Origin of the sequence: Pseudomonas frederiksbergensis (assembly GCF_000802155.2) — a bacterium.
GTDB classification, from domain to species: domain Bacteria; phylum Pseudomonadota; class Gammaproteobacteria; order Pseudomonadales; family Pseudomonadaceae; genus Aquipseudomonas; species Aquipseudomonas frederiksbergensis_A.
Map to the genome: position 1 here is coordinate 71,641 of NZ_JQGJ02000006.1, position 19,195 is coordinate 90,835.

General features: G+C 58.3%; 19 protein-coding genes. 9 read left to right on the top strand and 10 right to left on the bottom strand.

Annotation, left to right across the window (positions count from 1 at the left end; genetic code table 11):
• The first annotated feature begins 89 nt into the window (after positions 1-89).
• On the top strand, positions 90-1,184 hold the full coding sequence (gene zapE / locus JZ00_RS13690) for a cell division protein ZapE (protein WP_039591572.1): 1,095 nt from the start codon (positions 90-92) through the stop codon (positions 1,182-1,184).
• A 115-nt stretch (positions 1,185-1,299) separates the two neighbouring features.
• Here the strand turns inward: zapE and JZ00_RS13695 are convergent, their stop codons facing one another.
• The 5 genes from JZ00_RS13695 to JZ00_RS13715 form a co-directional block, all read right to left on the bottom strand.
• The gene (locus JZ00_RS13695; RefSeq protein ID WP_039591571.1) at positions 1,300-2,292 is read right to left on the bottom strand and encodes an asparaginase; all 993 of its coding nucleotides are present in this window, start codon (positions 2,290-2,292) and stop codon (positions 1,300-1,302) included.
• Positions 2,293-2,371: 79 nt separating this feature from the next.
• Positions 2,372-3,583, bottom strand: a complete 1,212-nt coding sequence (locus JZ00_RS13700; protein WP_039591570.1) for a threonine/serine exporter family protein — start codon at positions 3,581-3,583, stop codon at positions 2,372-2,374.
• Between the two features lie 15 nt (positions 3,584-3,598).
• On the bottom strand, positions 3,599-4,486 hold the full coding sequence (locus JZ00_RS13705) for a nitrilase family protein (protein ID WP_039591569.1): 888 nt from the start codon (positions 4,484-4,486) through the stop codon (positions 3,599-3,601).
• Positions 4,487-4,672: 186 nt separating this feature from the next.
• The gene (locus JZ00_RS13710) at positions 4,673-6,619 is read right to left on the bottom strand and encodes a flavin monoamine oxidase family protein (protein ID WP_039591662.1); all 1,947 of its coding nucleotides are present in this window, start codon (positions 6,617-6,619) and stop codon (positions 4,673-4,675) included.
• Positions 6,620-6,879: 260 nt separating this feature from the next.
• Positions 6,880-7,776 (bottom strand): GlxA family transcriptional regulator, encoded by an 897-nt coding sequence (locus tag JZ00_RS13715; RefSeq protein WP_196304804.1) that lies wholly within the window; start codon positions 7,774-7,776, stop codon positions 6,880-6,882.
• A 242-nt stretch (positions 7,777-8,018) separates the two neighbouring features.
• Between JZ00_RS13715 and JZ00_RS13720 the strand changes: the two genes are divergently transcribed.
• Positions 8,019-9,155, top strand: a complete 1,137-nt coding sequence (locus JZ00_RS13720) for an acyl-CoA dehydrogenase family protein (RefSeq protein WP_039591567.1) — start codon at positions 8,019-8,021, stop codon at positions 9,153-9,155.
• Positions 9,156-9,288: 133 nt separating this feature from the next.
• On the opposite strand, the gene JZ00_RS13725 is transcribed toward JZ00_RS13720, so the two are convergent.
• Positions 9,289-10,329: an NADP(H)-dependent aldo-keto reductase gene (locus JZ00_RS13725; protein WP_039591566.1), complete on the bottom strand. Its 1,041-nt coding sequence runs from the start codon at positions 10,327-10,329 to the stop codon at positions 9,289-9,291.
• Between the two features lie 245 nt (positions 10,330-10,574).
• On the opposite strand from JZ00_RS13725, the gene rplM reads away from it, so the two are divergent.
• The 7 genes from rplM (at position 10,575) to JZ00_RS13760 (ending at position 15,453) form a co-directional block, all read left to right on the top strand.
• Positions 10,575-11,003, top strand: coding sequence for a 50S ribosomal protein L13 (rplM, locus tag JZ00_RS13730; RefSeq protein ID WP_003205365.1), 429 nt, complete (start codon positions 10,575-10,577; stop codon positions 11,001-11,003).
• A gap of 14 nt (positions 11,004-11,017) precedes the next feature.
• Entirely contained in the window at positions 11,018-11,410 is a 393-nt protein-coding gene (gene rpsI / locus JZ00_RS13735) for a 30S ribosomal protein S9 (RefSeq protein WP_003228056.1), read from the top strand.
• 256 nt (positions 11,411-11,666) lie between these two features.
• Positions 11,667-12,260: a ubiquinol-cytochrome c reductase iron-sulfur subunit gene (gene petA, locus JZ00_RS13740; protein ID WP_039591565.1), complete on the top strand. Its 594-nt coding sequence runs from the start codon at positions 11,667-11,669 to the stop codon at positions 12,258-12,260.
• A complete protein-coding gene (locus tag JZ00_RS13745; protein WP_039591564.1) occupies positions 12,260-13,471 on the top strand; it encodes a cytochrome b in 1,212 nt (403 codons plus the stop codon). The genes petA and JZ00_RS13745 overlap by 1 nt, the downstream gene beginning before the upstream one ends.
• Positions 13,471-14,253 carry a cytochrome c1 gene (locus JZ00_RS13750; RefSeq protein WP_039591563.1) on the top strand — a complete coding sequence of 261 codons (783 nt, stop codon included), beginning with the start codon at positions 13,471-13,473 and terminating at the stop codon, positions 14,251-14,253. The genes JZ00_RS13745 and JZ00_RS13750 overlap by 1 nt, the downstream gene beginning before the upstream one ends.
• Positions 14,254-14,405: 152 nt before the next feature.
• Positions 14,406-15,023 (top strand): glutathione S-transferase N-terminal domain-containing protein, encoded by a 618-nt coding sequence (locus JZ00_RS13755; RefSeq protein WP_030138559.1) that lies wholly within the window; start codon positions 14,406-14,408, stop codon positions 15,021-15,023.
• A gap of 16 nt (positions 15,024-15,039) precedes the next feature.
• Positions 15,040-15,453: a ClpXP protease specificity-enhancing factor gene (locus JZ00_RS13760; RefSeq protein WP_039591562.1), complete on the top strand. Its 414-nt coding sequence runs from the start codon at positions 15,040-15,042 to the stop codon at positions 15,451-15,453.
• Between the two features lie 219 nt (positions 15,454-15,672).
• Here JZ00_RS13760 and JZ00_RS13765 read toward each other — a convergent pair whose 3' ends face one another.
• The 4 genes from JZ00_RS13765 to JZ00_RS13780 form a co-directional block, all read right to left on the bottom strand.
• On the bottom strand, positions 15,673-16,251 hold the full coding sequence (locus tag JZ00_RS13765) for a BON domain-containing protein (protein WP_030139689.1): 579 nt from the start codon (positions 16,249-16,251) through the stop codon (positions 15,673-15,675).
• The gene (locus JZ00_RS13770) at positions 16,248-16,841 is read right to left on the bottom strand and encodes a phosphoheptose isomerase (protein WP_007928463.1); all 594 of its coding nucleotides are present in this window, start codon (positions 16,839-16,841) and stop codon (positions 16,248-16,250) included. Before JZ00_RS13770 ends, JZ00_RS13765 begins: the two co-directional genes overlap by 4 nt.
• 101 nt (positions 16,842-16,942) lie before the next feature.
• Positions 16,943-17,305 (bottom strand): YraN family protein, encoded by a 363-nt coding sequence (locus JZ00_RS13775; protein WP_039591561.1) that lies wholly within the window; start codon positions 17,303-17,305, stop codon positions 16,943-16,945.
• Complete coding sequence (locus JZ00_RS13780; protein WP_039591560.1) at positions 17,305-19,116, bottom strand: penicillin-binding protein activator; 1,812 nt, start codon at positions 19,114-19,116, stop codon at positions 17,305-17,307. The genes JZ00_RS13775 and JZ00_RS13780 overlap by 1 nt, the downstream gene beginning before the upstream one ends.
• Positions 19,117-19,195: the final 79 nt, after the last annotated feature.

Here is a 19,195-nt window from a genome sequence, read left to right on the forward strand (position 1 = left end):
CCCGACCATCGGCCCGGATAAGGGCCGATTGCCATTCCTCTGGGCCATCGCTACAGTGACGGCCCGTTTTTGTTGCCTTGCTAACGAATATGACGCCCCTAGAACGATATCAAGCTGATCTGAAACGCCCGGAATTCTTTCACGACGCAGCCCAGGAAACGGCAGTGCGGCATTTGCAGCGCCTGTACGACGACCTGATCGCCGCGTCGAACAACAAGCCGGGCTTGTTGGGCAAACTGTTCGGCAAAAAAGACCAGGCGCCGGTCAAGGGCCTGTATTTCTGGGGCGGCGTTGGTCGGGGCAAGACTTACCTGGTGGACACCTTCTTCGAAGCGCTGCCGTTCAAGGAAAAGACGCGGACGCACTTCCACCGCTTCATGAAGCGCGTGCACGAAGAAATGAAAACCCTGGGCGGCGAAAAGAACCCGCTGACCATCATCGCCAAGCGTTTCGCCGCCGAAACCCGGGTGATCTGCTTCGATGAATTCTTCGTTTCCGACATCACCGACGCCATGATCCTCGGCACGCTGATGGAAGAACTGTTCAAGAACGGCGTGACCCTGGTCGCCACCTCCAATATCGTGCCCGACGGCCTCTACAAGGACGGTCTGCAACGGGCGCGTTTCCTGCCGGCCATCAAGCTGATCAAGGAGCACACCGAAGTCGTCAACGTCGACAGCGGCGTGGACTATCGCCTGCGTCACCTCGAGCAAGCGGAACTGTTCCACTTTCCTCTGGATGCCGCCGCCGAAGAAAGCCTGCGCAAGAGCTTCCGTGCCCTCACGCCGGAATGCACCCAGGCCGTCGAAAACGATGTGCTGGTCATCGAGAACCGCGAGATCCGCGCCGTGCGTACTTGCGATGACGTGGCCTGGTTCGACTTCCGCGAATTGTGCGACGGCCCGCGCAGCCAGAACGACTACATCGAACTGGGCAAGATCTTTCACGCCGTGCTGCTGAGCAATGTCGAGCAGATGAGCGTCACCACCGATGACATCGCCCGTCGCTTCATCAACATGGTCGACGAGTTCTACGACCGTAACGTGAAGCTGATCATCTCGGCCGAAGTCGAACTCAAGGACCTGTACACCGGCGGTCGCCTGACCTTCGAGTTCCAGCGCACCTTGAGTCGCTTGCTGGAGATGCAGTCGCACGAATTCCTTGCGCGGGCGCATAAGCCGTAGGGTTCTGCGGACAAACGCCCTTGCATGCCAGCAAAGCTGTCCGGCAAGGGCGGTGACAAAACCGTGGCGAAGCGATTGCCAGGGCAGCAGCCGTCTCGCCGCAATAATCTGAACGTTACTGAAACTGGACGTTTTCTTTCAGGTAGCGGCTCACATCATCCTGGCGCTCACATCCAAGCAGCAGCCACAAGAGAATCCTGGCTTTGCGTGGACAGACAAATCCAGCCATCAACGCGCCCCTGCGAACCAGATCCATCTCGCCACCCTTGAACCCGTAGGTCGAACGTGCCGTGGATCCTGAGCCGCAGCGAGTTGCGATAATGACCGGGATTTTTTTGGCAATGGCATCAATCGACGCAGTCCAGGTTTCGGAAAGATGTCCGGCACCAAAACTGGCGATGACTAACCCGTCGTAGCCCAGCGTGAGGATGTTATCCAACAACAGGGTGTCGGCAGACAGTGATGCCTGAAGCAAGGCGACTTTCTGTGCGGTTTGATGCGGCACAGGCAAGACGTGGCGTTGCGATCTGGAACGCAGGTAATAAACGCTCCCTTCGCGCAACAGACCGGTCGGCCCCACGATGGGCGAAGAAAAAGCCTGTAACGCCATCGAGTCAGTTTTACGAACAGCTTGCGCCGAGTGGATCTGCCCGTTCATCACCACTTGAACACCTCGCCGGCGGCTGTCCTGCGCCAAGCCGACCCGGCAAGCATCCAGCAGGTTGCCCGGCCCATCGGCCCCCGCCTGGGTTGCCGAACGCATCGCGCCGGTGAGGACCAGTGGTTCATCGTGTTCCCATAGAAGATCGAAGAAGGTCGCCGATTCTTCCAGTGTGTCAGTGCCTTGAGTGATGACTACACCTACCGCGCCTTGCTCGACCTGATAATTCGCCCAGCACAGGACGCTCAGCAGAAACGCAAAATCCAACGAGGCGCTGGGTAACATTCCGAGTGTTTCGACGGTGACGTGTGCCTGCGTCCTCAGCTCCGGTATCGACGCTAGCAGGGTTGCGCCACTGACAGTCGGCACCACGCCCTCTCCGACGGCCCGGGCCTGCATGCTTACGGTGCCGCCGAGTGACGCGATGGCCAGTTTGGGCAAGTTCATGCAATACCTCTCTTTTTTTGTGGGAACTGGCTGTACGCGCCGCGCTTGAAGGTCGCAATACAGCCAGTGGATCATGGGCTCAGCGCGTCATCAGTAGTCCGATAAACGGAATGATCAGAAGGGTGCTTATGGCCATGGACAGGACATTGGCGATGAAAGGGTGCATGTCCGCGGGCACCCGCCTTGCAATTGCGCACGCCAGCGGTGGCGCGATCAAGGCACCCAGCAAGGCGCTTGAAATGATTACCAGCCAACTGTCGCCATAGGTCAGCAGCGCCGCCGGAACCACTGATACCAGTGGAATGTAGGTGGGATACCAGCCACGCAATATCCATTGTCGGCGCCAGATCACTACACCCAATGCCGAGGTCAATGCTTGCGCACCGATCAATTGGGGCAGCAAGCCCGAGCCATAGGCCGGGCTCATCGGGTTCAAGCTGTAGGCCAGCAATGCGCCCACTATCAGGCCGATGCTGGCCCATTCGTTGCCAAAGAACGGTGCCTCGGAAAAGTCCGCCAGTATCCGGCGGAGCGTCCAGACGATACCGTAGTCGGGCGTCTTGGCGGGCAGTGGTGCGGGTGTTGGCTCGGATGGCTCTGCCGAGGCCTGCGACTTCACCAGGCTCGGCTGGTAGCGACAGATCAGAAAAGCGATGACGCTGGCGACAGCCATGCCCGAGACGTTGCCAATCACTGAGGGTAATCCGAGCGGATTACAGACGTAGTTGACGATCAGCAAGCACGCGGGGGTGACCAGCAAAGCGCCCATGATCGCCCCGTTGACTGCGACCTTCCAACCGCCGCCAAACATCAGCACCATCGCTGCAGGCAATGAAACGAACGCTGCGAACGTGGGCTGCCAGGCTGTAGCGGTGACTGTCCAGCCCCACAACAGGTTGCTGAGCAAGAGCCCCAGAAGCGAACTGGTGACTAGCCAGGGCCACAGACCGGTGCCGTAGCAGATGGAAAAGCCTTGCCAGGCTTTTCCTGTCCGATTGGCCCGGTAAGCGAGATAGGCCCCGGCCAGCAATCCAATAGAGGCAAATTCATGCTTGTAGAACGCAACCTCGCTGATGTCGCCCAACACCCAGCGCAACCAGGCAACGGGCTGCGGCAGGTTCGATACCATGTGGCTGTAGTCTGGCCAGTGGGCAGGCCAGGAAGAGCGATACGTGAATGAAAGCCAGATGACCAGTGCTATCGCGCCGAGCATCAGCAAGACGATGGCGATGTCCAGCGGTGATCGGTTGGCCGGCTGGCGTTGTTCGAGCTTTTCGCTTGTAGTTTCCATCGGATAGCTCCCTTATCAACGCGGCAGAGAAGGGTGCTGGGTGTAGCCAAGCATTTGATCGTAAAGATCGGCTCTACGATCGCGGTGCAGGTCATTCAGATTGTTCCAGATGGCGGCGCTGCGGGAACTGGTCAGGTCGATGTCGGCAAGCAGGATTTCCTGTTGGTCGGCGGAGGCGACCGCACCGATTGGCCAGCCGTTGGTGCCCGCGATCAGTGAACAGCCCAGGTAGCGGGCACCTCGCTCTTCACCTATGCGGCTTGCCGCTGCGATAAACACATTGTTGACGTGCGCGGCTGTCATCGTCAGGTACGACGCCATACATTTGCCGGCGTCATCAAACAGAGGCGGTGGTGTCCAGACCCAGTTGTTCAGGCTGCAAATGATATCTGCGCCTTGCTGGCTGAGAATGCGCGGTACTTCCGGGAACCAGATGTCCCAGCAGATCAATAACCCGATGCGGCCGATGGGGGTTTCGAACACCGGAAAGCCCAGATCACCTGGCGTGAACCAGAGCTTTTCCAGATTCCACAGATGCGCTTTTCGATACTTGCCGATAAAACCATCAGGCCCCACCAGAACGCCAGTGTTGAACAGCCGCATGCCGTCGCGCTCCGTCAAGCCGGCTACCAGGTAGATTTGGTGCTGGCGGGCGAAGTCCATCCAGGCCTGCACGCTTTGCCCGTCGGGGACCGACTCGGCGTGCTCAAACGCATCCTGTCGGTTGTTGAAGAAATAGCCGGTATTCGACAGCTCGGGCAGGACGACGAGGTTGGCGCCGTCGTCGACCGCTTTATGGGCTAACGCAAGGCTGCGATGCAGATTGGTTTCTCGATTGCTGATACCAACTTGTGGGTCGAATTGTACGACGGCGACACGAACAGGACTGGTTGGCTCGCTCATGGGATAACCTCTTTTTATTGTTATTACGCTGTGTATTGGCGTGTGTATAAGAGGCTAAACAGGCAGGGATGTAAGTCGGCCGTTTCCGTGTAGGTTGTAGGCAGCTTCCGAAGATGGACAATAGGAACGTTTTGGCGTGACTCGGCCGTGCCATGCACAGCGTGCATGGCACGAGACGGACCAGGGTCAGGAGCCGAACTTATAGTGCGGATAGTCGTCCAGGGAGAACCCGCCATTGAAGGTCGCAGCGGTCTTGTTGCAGATGTGGATGGCAGCGTCGATGGCACCTCGAAAGCAAGGCTCTGTCCAGCCAGCGTCCACGGAAAACGATTCGCCGGAAAAATACAGGCCCGACTGATGACCAAAGTCCCTGTTGTATTTCATCAGGCTCACGGCATCGCGATAGGTACCTGGCCGATACAACTTGGCACAACCCAACGAGTTTTTATCGGTAATCCACCGTTGGACCACGGCTTGATCGAGTCCGATATAGGGCGAAATTCGCTCCTGGATATTGGTACATCTCATGAGTATTCGATCCAGCTCCCTGGCGCACTTGCTGACAAGCTCCTTGTCGCTGAATGACGCGAGTTTGGTTGCATCGTCTTCCCATGTGTAGCTCAGCAGGATGCAGTCATAGCTGTAGTCGTCGTTGTAGCGATAGGTGTAGACGTCGTGGATGAGACTGTCGGTGACGATTGCCTGCGGGATGGTTCTGTTTTTAGAAAGAAATGATTTCTTCAACGGTGCGAATACTTTGCAGCTGGTCTCCCAGTGAGCAGTTTTATAAGCATTGATTGTTTCGAACGGCAGAATTTGCGGTGTGAAATTTTCCAGTTCGATGCGAGTTTCGATCAGCCAAGAAGGGAGCGTCAGGATGACCGAGTCGAAATCCTGGGCGTGCTGCCGGGTTTGCTCGGGCAGACTGTATTGCCAGTCGAAATGGACGCGTATCTTTTGGTTTGCCAGTTTTGTCAGCCTGGTCACGGATGAGTTTGTGAGCAGGCCGTCTTTTCGTTCAAGGCTATGCTCATGGACGGATTTGCCGGTCTCCGCAGTCTTCATGAACATCAAGCATTCGCTCAGGGCCGCGAGCCCGATGTAGCGGGGGCTGTCGAAGCTCAATCCCGCCGAATCAACAACGGTTTCGCTATGCAGATGGGGCGAAGGGATTGGATCACCCAGCGAGTCCACCCGACCAAGCACCAACTGCAAGTGGCTGCTGAACCCAAATATCGCTGTGCGAAGGGGATATAGAGAGCAGACATCGTAGAAGGCCCCCCAACTGCCATCGCCGATGCCGATCGCATAGAAGATCGCGGACTCCTCGGCAGACATCCCCATGCCGCCGAAATCTCCCGGTTCGCGCTCATCCCAGGCTTTTAAGGCAGGCATGCTCACCAAATCGCGAAATGAGACATTCTGATATCTCGCTACGATGGCCTGCCACATGGCTTCCCATCGTTCAGTGGCGTAGACCTCGGCGACATGTCGCGTCATTCGGTCGGCGAAAGCTTTCCATTTTGCATATACCTCTTGTAGCTCTCTGCCGGGCGGTGGCGTACTGCCGTCTGCGTTTTTCCAGATCAGCATATGCGGTGTCGGCTCGCCGCCAATAGTGCCCTCGCGCAGATAAATGCCTGTCGAGTGGACCCATTGGCTGCCTGGATTGGCGAAATCGGCAGTCGATAACTCAAAAATCTTGGCGTAGTAAGCCATCAGCGACCGGCCTTCCACTGGAGGTTCATCCGACCGGTTGAAAAAGGGCATGCGCATGGCGCCCATTTCGAAAGGTGTATGGCTGGCGTTGGATTGTTTACTTCCTGGGACGGTCAGGTGCCTGCCGCCGATGCGACTGGATTGCTCTATCAGGGTTATGTGGGTGAATCCGCAACGATAAAGCTCTCTGGCGGCCGTCAATCCGGTGATGCCGGCACCTATGATGCAAATTCTGTGTTGTGGATCGGTTGCCTTGGCGATGCCGTTGTTCTGTTCGACCAACGCCCTGTAGTCGAAGCACAAATCGGGTGGGTTTGGAAAGCGAGCCGCCCATTTTCTGCCAGCCGAACGCTGGGTCCGAGCCATTTCCTTAACGGCGGAGGAGGGGTAGTTGTAGCTTGATCCGATGGTCATCGTTGTTCTTCCCTGATGAAGTTTTTCAGGGAGTGATGTTGCGATGTTCACCCGGTAGCGTATGTGAGCGAAATCCAGCGCTCGGGTGCTCCGCATTCCGCTTTTCATGTAGGACTGCGCAGAAGGACAGCCTTGCGCCGTACACAGGATCAAGGCAGCGAGCTTGCTTGCGATGGCGGCGTGTCAGCCGGCATTCGGATTGGCTGATAATTCGCCATCGCGGGCAAGCCCGCACACACTGGATTGCATTCAGCCTCGGCTCACGCCGCCTGCTGAAACTGCTGCCGATACTGGTTCGGCGACAGGTCGGTGTGTTGCCGGAATAGTCGTGCGAAAAAGCTCGCATCGTCGTAGCCGACTTCATAGCTGATGGTCTTGATGCTCTTGCGACTGCCGGACAGCAGGCCCTTTGCGGTTTCGATCCGCAGCCGTTGCAGGTAATGCAGCGGTTTGTCGCCCGTGGCGGTCTGGAAGCGACGCATGAAGTTGCGGATGCTCATGCCGTGTTCCCTGGCGACGTCCTCGAAGCGGAACTTGTCGGCGAAGTGTTCTTCGAGCCATTGCTGGATCTGCAGGATGATCACGTCCTGGTGCAGTTTCTGCCCGCCGAAGCCGATGCGTCCCGGCGAATAGCTGCGCTGCACTTCATAGAGAATGTCTCGCGCCACGGCCTGGGCCACGTTGGCGCCGCAGAAGCGTTCGATCAAGTAGATGTAGAGATCGCACGCCGAGGTGGTGCCGCCGGCGCAGAACAGGTTGTCGGCGTCGGTCAGGTGTTTGTCCTGGTTGAGGTGGACTTGGGGAAAGCGTTCCTTGAATGCATTGAAAAAACGCCAATAGGTGGTGGCTTCCTTGCCGTCGAGAAGCCCGGCCTCGGCCAGCCAGAACACTCCCGTGGCTTCTCCGCAGAGCACCGCGCCGCGGGCGTGTTGTTCGCGCAGCCACGGCAGGACCTGCGGATATCGTTGGCACAGGGTGGCGAAGTCATCCCAGAAGGCAGGCAGGATGATGACGTCGGTGTTTTCCAGGCCACCGTCCACCGGCATGATCACATCGCTGAAGCTGTTCACGGGGTTGCCATCGGGGCTGACCAGGCGGGTTTCAAAGGCCGGGGTCAGGCCGTGGCCCAGTTGTTTGCCATAGCGCAGGCTGGCCAGGTGGAAAAAATCCTTGGCTTGCATGAGGGTGGAAGCGAAAACCCGGTCGACGGCCAGGATGCTGACGCGCCGCAAGGGCGTGGAGACGTGCATGGACATAATTCATCTTTATTTTTATAGGGGATAGTGGTCATCAAACGGCTGGATCGTCTTATTTTTTGGCGCAAGTGTCCAGTGTCCCGTTGTGCGCCGCAGGCTTAGGCTCTGTTGGATGACCATCCAACAATAACCAAAGGTGCGCCATGATCCCTAGAACCCTGTTCAGTCCCGAGCATGAATTGTTTCGAGACTCTGTACGAACCTTCCTCGAAAAAGAAGCCGTGCCGTACCACGGCCAGTGGGAAAAACAGGGACATGTCGATCGCGAGCTCTGGAACAAGGCAGGGGAGGCGGGAATGTTGTGTTCGCACCTTCCAGAAGCCTACGGCGGGCTGGACGCAGACTTCCTCTATAGCACCGTAGTGATCGAGGAGATCGGCCGCCTGGGGCTGACGGGGATCGGCTTCTCGCTGCATTCCGACATCGTCGCGCCGTACATCCTCCATTACGGCAGCGAAGCGTTGAAGCACAAGTACCTGCCGAAACTGGTGTCAGGCGAAATGGTGACTGCCATCGCCATGACCGAGCCGGGCGCGGGCTCGGACTTGCAGGGCGTGAAGACTACGGCGGTGCTGGACGGCGACGAATATGTCATCAACGGCTCCAAGACGTTCATCACCAATGGCTTCCTTGCGGACCTGGTCATCGTCGTCGCCAAGACCGATCCGAAGGCGGGGGCCAAGGGCACCAGCCTGTTCCTGGTAGAAGCGGGTACACCGGGCTTCGAGAAAGGCAAGCGCCTGGAAAAAGTCGGGATGAAGGCCCAGGACACGTCCGAATTGTTCTTCCAGGACGTGCGGGTGCCGAAGGAGAACCTCTTGGGACAGGCCGGGATGGGCTTTGCGTACCTGATGCAGGAACTGCCCCAGGAGCGCCTGACCGTCGCCATTGGAGGCCTGGCCTCGGCCGAAGCGGCGTTGCAATGGACATTGGACTACACCCGTGATCGCAAGGCATTCGGCAAGTCCATCGCGGACTTCCAGAACACTCGCTTCAAACTCGCGGAAATGGCCACCGAGATCCAGATCGGCCGGGTCTTTGTCGACCGCTGCCTGGAGCTGCACCTGCAGGGCAAGCTCGACGTGCCGACTGCGGCGATGGCCAAGTATTGGGGCACCGACCTGCAATGCAAAGTGCTGGACGAATGCGTGCAGTTGCATGGCGGCTACGGTTTCATGTGGGAATACCCGGTTGCCCGGGCATGGGCTGATGCGCGGGTGCAACGGATCTATGCCGGGACCAATGAGATCATGAAGGAGATCATTGCGCGGTCGCTTTGATGCGGTTGTGAGCTTGAAGGCGCTATCGCGAGCAAGCCCGCTGCCCCATGAGTTGTATGTTGATCACCAATGAGTGGCCAGTCATACATCCAATATGGGCACGAGCTTGCTCGCGTTGGGGTCTGTGAACCCATCAAGGCGCCGGGTTTGGATGGTCCTTGTGAATCGCCTCGATCCCTGCCAGCACTTCATCCGACAGCTTCAGGTCGAAGCTGGCGATGTTACTGTCCAGTTGCTCCAGGGTAGTGGCACCGATGATATTGCTGGTGACGAAAGGTTGCTGGGTAACGAAAGCCAGTGCCATTTGCGCCGGGTCCAGGCCGTGTTCGCGGGCCAGCGCTACGTAACGGCTGCACGCGGCTTCCGATTGTGGATTGAAATAGCGCATGAAACGGCTGTACAAGGTCAGGCGACCCTTGGCGGGGCGCGCGCCGTTTTCGTATTTGCCTGACAGGAATCCGAACGCCAGGGGCGAATAGGCCAGCAGACCGCATTGTTCCCGGATGGCGATTTCTGCCAGGCCGATTTCAAAGCTGCGGTTGAGCAGGTTGTAGGGGTTCTGGATCGACACCGCTCGCGGCCAGCCACGGGCTTCGGCCAGGGCGAGGAATTTCATGGTGCCCCATGGCGTCTCGTTGGAGAGGCCGATGTGGCGGATCTTGCCGGCCCGGACTTGTTCGTCCAGGGCTTCGAGGGTTTCCTCAAGCGGCGTGAAATCTTCATCGGCCTTGTGGGTGTAGCCCAACTGGCCAAAGAAATTGGTGCTGCGCTCCGGCCAGTGCAACTGGTAGAGATCGATCCAGTCGGTTTGCAGGCGCTTGAGGCTGGCATCCAGCGCTTCGACGATATGGCGGCGGTTGTGCTTGAGGTTCTTGTCTCGGATGTAGTCGATGGTGTTGCCGGGGCCGGCGATCTTGCTCGCCAGGATCCAGTCGGCACGGTCGCCACGGCTCTTGAAGTAGTTGCCGATGTAGCGCTCGGTGGTGGCGTAGGTCTCGGCCTTGGGTGGCACCGGGTACATCTCGGCGGTGTCGAGGAAATTGATGCCGGCACCCTTGGCACGTTCGATCTGGGCGAAGGCCTCGGCCTCGCTGTTCTGCTCACCCCAGGTCATGGTGCCGAGGCACAGGGCGCTGACATTCAGATCGGTACGGCCTAGCTTGCGATAGTCCATCGGGGACTCCTTGGGCAAAACAATCATAAAAGCAGGTTGAAATATTTTTCGCAATCTGCATAATTGCGCACCTCTTTCTGCAGTGGAAGTGATGCGCCGCCGCCGAAGAATCTTGCCGTTGAACGGACGCGCCGACCCGAGCCCCCGAAAGCGTCTGTATCCGGCTGCCTTTGACTTGTCAAAGTACGCACTATTCAGTAAGATCCGCCGTCTAATTTACAGGGCGGCCCCTGAGGCTATAAAGAATGAAAACTTTTACTGCTAAACCGGAAACAGTAAAGCGCGACTGGTTTGTCGTCGACGCTGCTGGTCAGACCCTGGGTCGTCTGGCCACCGAAATCGCGAGCCGTCTGCGTGGCAAGCACAAGCCTGAGTACACCCCTCACGTTGACACCGGTGACTACATCGTCGTGATCAATGCCGAGCAAGTACGTGTTACTGGCGCTAAAACCACTGACAAAATGTACTACTCCCACTCCGGTTTTCCTGGCGGCATCAAGTCGATCAACTTTGAAAAGCTGATCGCCAAAGCCCCTGAGCGCGTGATCGAGACCGCGGTTAAAGGCATGCTGCCTAAGAACCCGCTGGGTCGCGACATGTATCGTAAGCTGAAGGTTTATGCGGGCGCTGCTCACCCTCATACTGCTCAGCAGCCCCAAGAACTGAAGTTTTAACGGAATAGTTCATTATGTCGGCGACTCAAAATTACGGCACTGGCCGTCGCAAGACTGCAACCGCACGCGTTTTCCTGCGTCCGGGCACTGGCAACATCTCCATCAACAACCGCTCCCTGGATAACTTCTTCGGCCGCGAAACTGCCCGCATGGTAGTTCGTCAGCCGCTGGAACTGACCGAGACCGTCGAAAAATTCGACATCTACGTCACCGTTATCGGTGGTGGTGTAAGTGGCCAGGCTGGCGCAATCCGCCACGGCATCACTCGCGCCCTGATGGATTACGACGAGACTCTGCGCAGCGCCCTGCGTAAAGCTGGCTTCGTAACTCGCGATGCTCGCGAAGTTGAACGTAAGAAAGTCGGTCTGCGTAAAGCGCGTAAGCGTCCGCAGTACTCGAAGCGTTAATTTCGCTTCCGCGTTCAAAAGGCGCCCAGTTCCTCACGGAGCTGGGCGTTTTTTTATGTGCGAAATAATTGCTCTGTGACAACTTGCCACATTCGTAGAGCCCCTATACTACAAGGCTTGGCGGTTTCGCCGCTTGGTAATTACCTTGTCAGAATTGGGGGTTTTCATTACCATTCGGCAAAATTTTTATAAGTTCAGATTTTTACTTAGTAGACGCCTGATTTAACAGGCCACAAAGCTGATGGGAGAGGACTGAATGAGCAATGACGGCGTGAATGCAGGCCGGCGTCGCTTCCTGGTAGCAGCCACATCCGTGGTGGGTGCTGCAGGAGCGGTGGGGGCTGCGGTCCCGTTCGTGGGGTCATGGTTTCCCAGCGCCAAGGCGAAAGCCGCAGGTGCACCGGTGAAAGTGAATGTCAGCAAGATCGAGCCAGGCCAGCAGATGATTGCTGAATGGCGCGGTCAGCCGGTGTTCATCGTCCGCCGTACAGAGGAAATCCTGGGGAATCTGAAAAAGATTGAGGGCCAGCTGTCCGATCCCTCCTCCAAGAACTCGGTCCAACCGGAATACGTCAACCCTGAGACTCGCTCGATCAAGCCGGAAGTCCTGCTGCTGATCGGGATCTGCACGCACTTGGGTTGCTCGCCAACGTTCCGTCCCGAAGTGGCCCCTGCCGACTTGGGCAAAGACTGGGTTGGTGGTTATTTCTGCCCTTGCCACGGCTCCCACTACGACCTGGCCGGTCGCGTCTACAAGTCGCAACCTGCACCTCTGAACCTGCCAGTTCCCCCGCATTCCTATGAGACCGATGACATCATTGTCGTTGGCGTCGATACGGAGAAAGCGTGATGAGCAAACTAATGGATTGGGTTGATGCGCGCTTTCCCGCGACCAAAATGTGGGAAGACCATCTCAGCAAATACTACGCTCCGAAGAACTTCAACTTCTTCTACTTCTTTGGTTCCCTGGCGTTGCTCGTCCTGGTCAACCAGATCGTCACCGGTGTCTGGCTGACGATGAGCTACACCCCTTCGGCAGAAGAAGCGTTCGCCTCCGTCGAATACATCATGCGCGACGTCGAGTACGGCTCGATCCTGCGTCTGCTGCATTCCACCGGCGCTTCGGCGTTCTTCATCGTGGTCTACCTCCACATGTTCCGTGGTTTGCTCTACGGTTCGTACCAGAAGCCGCGTGAGTTGGTGTGGGTCTTCGGCATGCTGATCTACCTGGCGCTGATGGCCGAAGCCTTCATGGGCTACCTGCTGCCGTGGGGCCAGATGTCCTACTGGGGCGCCCAGGTGATCATCTCGCTGTTCGGTGCGATCCCGGTCATCGGCGACGACCTGACCCAGTGGATCCGCGGTGACTACCTGATCTCGGGGATTACCCTGAACCGCTTCTTTGCCCTGCATGTCGTGGCACTGCCGATCGTGATCCTCGGCCTGGTGGTGCTGCACATCCTGGCGCTGCACGAAGTGGGCTCGAACAACCCGGATGGCGTGGACATCAAGAAGCACAAGGACGAGAACGGCGTACCGCTGGATGGCATCGCCTTCCACCCGTACTACACCGTGAAAGACATCGTCGGCGTAGTGGTCTTCCTGTTCATCTTCTGCTCCATCGTGTTCTTCTTCCCGGAAATGGGCGGTTATTTCCTCGAGAAGCCGAACTTCGAACAGGCCAACGCCTTCAAGACCCCTGAGCACATTGCACCGGTCTGGTACTTCACGCCTTTCTACGCGATCCTGCGGGCCGTTCCTGACAAGCTGTTGGGCGTAATCGCCATGGGCGCCGCCATTGCCGTGCTGTTCGTCCTGCCTTGGCTGGACCGCAGCCCTGTCAAGTCGATGCGCTACAAGGGCTGGCTGAGCAAGATCTGGCTCTGGGTGTTCTGCATTTCGTTCGTAATCCTCGGCGTGCTGGGTGTATTGGCACCGACACCGGGCCGGACGCTGCTGTCGCAGGTCTGCACCTTCCTGTACTTCGCCTACTTCATTCTGATGCCGTTCTACACCAGGCTCGAGAAGACCAAACCGGTTCCGGAAAGGGTGACTGGCTGATGAAAAAGCTATTTTCTGTACTGATTCTTGCTGCGTTGCCTGTGTTGTCCTTTGCGTCCACGTCGAGTGGGCCGGAACTGGAAAAAGTCGACATCGACGTTTCCGACAAAGCGGCAATGCAGGACGGCGCCCGTACGTTCGCCAACTATTGCATGGGTTGTCACAGCGCCAAGTTCCAACGCTACGAGCGCGTGGCCGATGACTTGGGCATCCCTCACGAGCTCATGCTTGAGAAGCTGGTGTTCACTGGCGCCAAGCTGGGCGACCACATGAACATCGGCATGCAGCCTGCGGACGCCAAGACCTGGTTTGGCGCTGCGCCGCCGGACCTGACCCTGGTGGCCCGCGTGCGGGGTACCGATTGGCTCTACGGCTACCTGCGTTCGTTCTACGAAGATCCTGCGCGCCCATGGGGTGTGAACAACAAGGTCTTCCCGAACGTCGGGATGCCGAACGTACTGGTCGGCTTGCAAGGTCGCCAAGTGATAGGCTGCAAGCAGGTTCAGATCGTCGAGGACGGCAAGAAGCAATATGATCCGCTGACCGGCACGGCTTTGACTCATGAAGCCTGCGACCAGCTGACCATCGTGCCGAATTCTGGCACTCTGACGCCCGAGCAGTTTGACGAGAAGGTCAAGAACCTCGTGACCTTCCTGGCCTACTCGGCCAACCCGGTAAAGCTGGAACACCAGCGTATCGGTACGTATGTATTGCTGTACCTGGCGTTCTTCTTCGTATTCGCATATCTGCTCAAGCGTGAATACTGGAAAGACGTGCATTGATAAAACTGTAAGCCGTTGCTGTTAATCGTGCGCGCCCAAGGGCGTCTCTGAAGGTGTAACGAGCCTGGTCGGCCAGGTGGTTACGGGAGACGCCCTCTGGGCGCGCTCGTTTTTCCGTTTTTCGATAATTTCAACAAGCGAGGAGGATCGCCATGGGCGTGACCAATCGGTTGGCCTGTTACTCCGACCCCGCCGACCACTATTCCCACCGGGTACGCATCGTACTGGCCGAGAAGGGTGTCAGCGCCGAGATCATTTACGTCGAAGCGGGCCGTCAGCCGCCGAAGCTGATCGAGGTGAACCCTTACGGCAGCCTGCCAACGCTGGTCGATCGAGACCTGGCGTTGTGGGAGTCGACCGTGGTGATGGAATACCTGGATGAGCGTTATCCGCATCCGCCTTTGCTGCCGGTATACCCCGTCGCGCGTGCCAACAGTCGTTTGCTGATCCACCGCATCCAGCGTGACTGGTGCGGGTTGGTGGATCTGATCCTGGATCCGCGGACCAAGGAGCCAGCACGGGTCGTGGCGCGTAAGGAACTGCGCGAAAGCCTGACGGGCGTGTCGCCGCTGTTCGTCGACAAGCCGTTTTTCCTCAGTGAGGAACAAAGTCTGGTGGATTGCTGCCTATTGCCCATACTCTGGCGTTTGCCGATCCTGGGTATCGAACTGCCGCGGCCCGCCAAGCCGCTGCTTGATTATATGGAGCGCCAATTTGCGCGTGAGGCATTCCAGGCGAGTCTGTCTGGTGTCGAACGTGACATGCGCTAAGGCTTAGGGAGCCGCTATGAACTCCAGTCGACCTTATCTGGTCCGCGCGCTCTATGAGTGGATTGTGGACAACGATTGCACCCCGCACATGCTGGTCAATGCCGAGTATCCGTCGGTCCAGGTGCCGCAGGGTTTTGCCAATGACGGGCAGATTGTATTGAACGTATCGCCGGCCGCTGTGCGTCATCTGCACATGGATAACGATGCGGTCAGCTTCGAAGGGCGTTTCGGCGGGGTGCCGCATACGCTGTACGTGCCGATTGCTTCGATCCTGGGAATCTATGCTCGGGAGAACGGGCAGGGCATGGTGTTCGAGTTGGAAGTGCCGTTGGATGGTGAAGAAGAGTTCGAGGCGGATGATGATATGCCGCCACCGGATGACGAGCCGCCGCGTCCTAGCGGGCGGCCGAGCTTGAAAGTGGTGAAGTAGTTGGATATGTGCCAGAGACAGGCTGTTTGAAAGCTTGGTGACTTGGTTAAGAAAATGCCCGTATCGTGAGATGTGGGCATTTTCTTTGTCATGGTTGGTGGCTGTATCCGTTACCGCAGCGACGGCGATACACACCGATCACGGAAAATGAAGCCAAAAAAAAGGCGCTTTCCGTCTCGGAAGAAGCGCCGTTTTTCTTGAACAATTGAAGTTCGTTAATCAGTCAATGTACTCAAACAACTTGACGATTTTCTGCACCCCAGACACACCCTGCACCAGATTGGTCGCCTGCGCAGCCTCTTGCTTGGTCAACAACCCCAGCAGATAGACAATCCCATTCTCGGTCACGACCTTGATGCGCGAACCCGGAATGCTGGCGTCGGTCAGCATCTGCGTCTTGATCTTGGTCGTCAGCCAGGCATCGTTCTGGCGCGCCAGCAGGGAGGAGGGTTGCAGAACCTGAAGCTCGTTATGCACGGTCTTGACCCGCTGCACCGCACTGGCTTCCTGTTCGGCCTTGGCCTTGAGGTCGGCGCGTGGCGTCTGGCCGGCCAGCAGCACGACGCCGTTGAAGCTGGTGACGACGATGTGCGAGTTGTTGTCCAGATCCGGGTCGGCCTTGGCGATGTTCACGCCGACTTTGGTTTCGATCAGCGAGTCGTCGATCTTGCTGCCGAAGGTGCGGGTGCCGCGGTCGTCTTCGATCGGCTTTTCCCGGCTGGCATTAACCACCGATGTGCAGCCGCTGATGCCGAGGCACAGGGTCAGGGCCAGAAGGCCTAGGCGATTAGGGGTCATTCTTCACTCCCGAACAGTTGGCTGTCGATCAAGTCGCAAAGGCAGTGGATCGCCAGCAGGTGGACTTCCTGAATACGTGCGGTGACATTGGCCGGTACGCGGATCTCGACGTCCTCGGGCAAGAGCAAGGATGCCATGCCGCCGCCGTCGCGACCGGTCAATGCTACGACAATCATTTCGCGATCATGTGCGGCCTGGATCGCTTGAATAATGTTGGCCGAGTTGCCGCTGGTGGAAATCGCCAGAAGCACATCGCCAGGCTGGCCGAGAGCGCGGATCTGCTTGGAGAATACTTCGTTGTAGCTGTAGTCGTTGGCGATCGAGGTGATCGTCGAGCTGTCGGTCGTCAGTGCGATGGCCGGCAGGCTCGGGCGCTCGCGTTCGAAGCGGTTGAGCAGCTCCGAGGAAAAGTGCTGGGCGTCGCCGGCCGAACCGCCATTGCCGCAGGAGAGCATCTTGCCCTCGTTGAGCAAGGCATTGACCATCACTTGGCTGGCTTGCTCGATGTGCGGTGCAAGTACGTCCATCGCCTGTTGCTTGGTGTCGATGCTGGCCTGAAAAAGCTGGCGGATTCGCGATTGCATGTCCATCTGTGTGACCTTAAGTAGCGCGACTTATCGGCACAAACATGTGCGGCGCGCAAAGCAAAGAGCAAAAAAGTTAAATGAAGGTGTCCGGCTTGGCTGGGCGTTCAACTGTCGAAGGCGTTCTGCAGCCAGTTCAACTGGTCGGCATTGCTGTCGATGGCGACCACGTCGAAGCGGCAGGGGTAATCGGCCCAGCGAGACTCGCGTTGCAGAAAGTACTGCGCGGCGAAAATCAACTTCCGGCGCTTGCGCTCGTCGATGCTGTCGAGCGCGCCGCCCCATTGGGTATTTTTTCTGTAGCGGACTTCGACGAATACTACTGTATCGCCGTCAAGCATGACCAGATCCAGCTCGCCGCGCTTACACAACCAGTTCTGCGCCAGCAAGCGCAAGCCCTTTCGCTGCAGATGCGCGAGGGCTTGGCCCTCGGCATTCTTTCCGCTTTGCAAGTGTGATCGGTCGGGCATCAGCGCTGGGTATCCGGCAGGCGCTGCACCTGGCCATTGATGAATTGGGCCCACGGCAATTGACGTTGCACGCGTTGGGTCGACGAAATCGCCAGGCTACCCGACAGGCCTTCGATGCGGCTGTCCGGCAACGCCTTGAGCTGGCCAAGGCGCGGGGCGAGTCGATAGGCGTCGGCACCCATCGCATACAGTCGGCCCAGGCTTCCACCGGCCTGGGGCCATTGTGCAGTGACTTGCTGGCGCAGCGGATCGTTGGCGTCGAGCAGCCATGGTGTTTCGCAGAACCGCACACCGTTCATGTCGTTGTATTGGTTCTGGTCGCCGCTGACACTGAACACTGAAGAGGTGGCGTAGACCGGCACGTCGCCAGCGTACTGGAAGTTCAGGGTCGGCTTGATCTGCTGGGCTTGCTGTGGCGTCGATGCCAGGAAAATGAACTCGATGTCCTGGCGACGCGAAGGCTGGGCCGCCACTGCGGTGCCTACGGTGTTTTGCAGGCTCTTGGCGCGACCTTCGCTCTGGCGCAGCTGGAACATGTCGGCGATCTGCTGGGCCAGCTGCACTGGTTGGTCGACGCGCTCGATCGCAACGATGGTCCCGCCGTTGGCCTGCCAGTCCTGGCTGAAGGCTTTCAATACACGATCGCCCCATTCGCCTTTCGGCACCATCGCGGCGGCACGATGCAGGCCGTCGGCGCGGGCGCGACGGGATACTTCGCGGGCCTCATCTTCCGGGGCCAGGCCGAACTGGAACAGTTGGGGTGGGCCTTGTTCGCCTTCGCTGTAGTTCAGCGCCAGGGTGGTGATCGGCAACTGTGGGCGAGTGGCGATCTGCTTGACCAGTGGTTTTTCCAGCGGGCCGACCACCAGCTGTACGCCGTCGGCCTGGGCCTTGCGGTAGAACTCATCCATGGAGGTCAGGCTGGCGCTGTCGTAGATCTGGATGCTTGGCGGCTTCTGCCCGGCCTGTTGCGCCTGGTAGTGCGCGGCCATGAAGCCTTCGCGCAGGGCTTTGGCAACGGAAGCCAGCGGGCCGTTCTGCGGCAGCAGCAAGGCGATCTTGTTGAGCGGCTGGCTTGCCAGTTCCTTGAGCTTGATCAGGGGAGTCGGCAGTTGTAGCGCGGCCGGGTGTTTCGGGTTCTGTTCGCGCCAGCTATCGATGGCGGCCTGTTGTTGCTCCAAGGTGCCGGCTGTTTTCACGGACTTGGCCAGGCTCAGCCAGCCGCCGAGGTCATCGGTGGTGGTCGGTTGCAGTTGGTCGGTAGGCAGCGAGGCGATCAGTGACCAGATCGCTTCGTGGTTTTTCGCCGCGGCTTCGCCTTCCAGCAACGGGGCAATGAAGATCCGTTCCTTGGCGGCGGCCAATGTCTGGCCATCTGCCTCAAGGGCGCGAGCACGAACGGTGCCGGTGCGGACCTGCTGTTCTACTGGCATTTCGCTCAGGTGTTGCAGGCTCGGATGGCCCAGGGACGTCAGCGCTGCCTTGGGCTGGTTGCGGGTCATTGCCAGTTCGGCCGACAACGTGCTGGCGAAAATCTGCTGGCCGGGCTTGAGTTGCTCCATCGGCACCTGCTGCAGGATCTGTGCGGACTGGCCGGCATTGCCCTGGCGGTACGCCAGGTCTGCGGCGCTCAGGCGCAACAGGGCGGCTTTTTCCGGTGTTTTGCTTTGGGTGGCCTGTTCGAGCAGTTGCTCGATACTGGCATCCGGGGTCCGTGGGAGTTCGCCAAGGCTGGACGAAGGCGAGCTGGCGCAAGCCGCCAGTAGGGCAGCGAGGCAGAGGGCGGAGAGCAGCCGCAGGCAAGCGATCATGTAAGTGTTCCTGATACGAGATCAAATTAGCGTCGAATTGTACCCAAGCACTGGCCGGGGCGCGATGTTACTGGTGTGA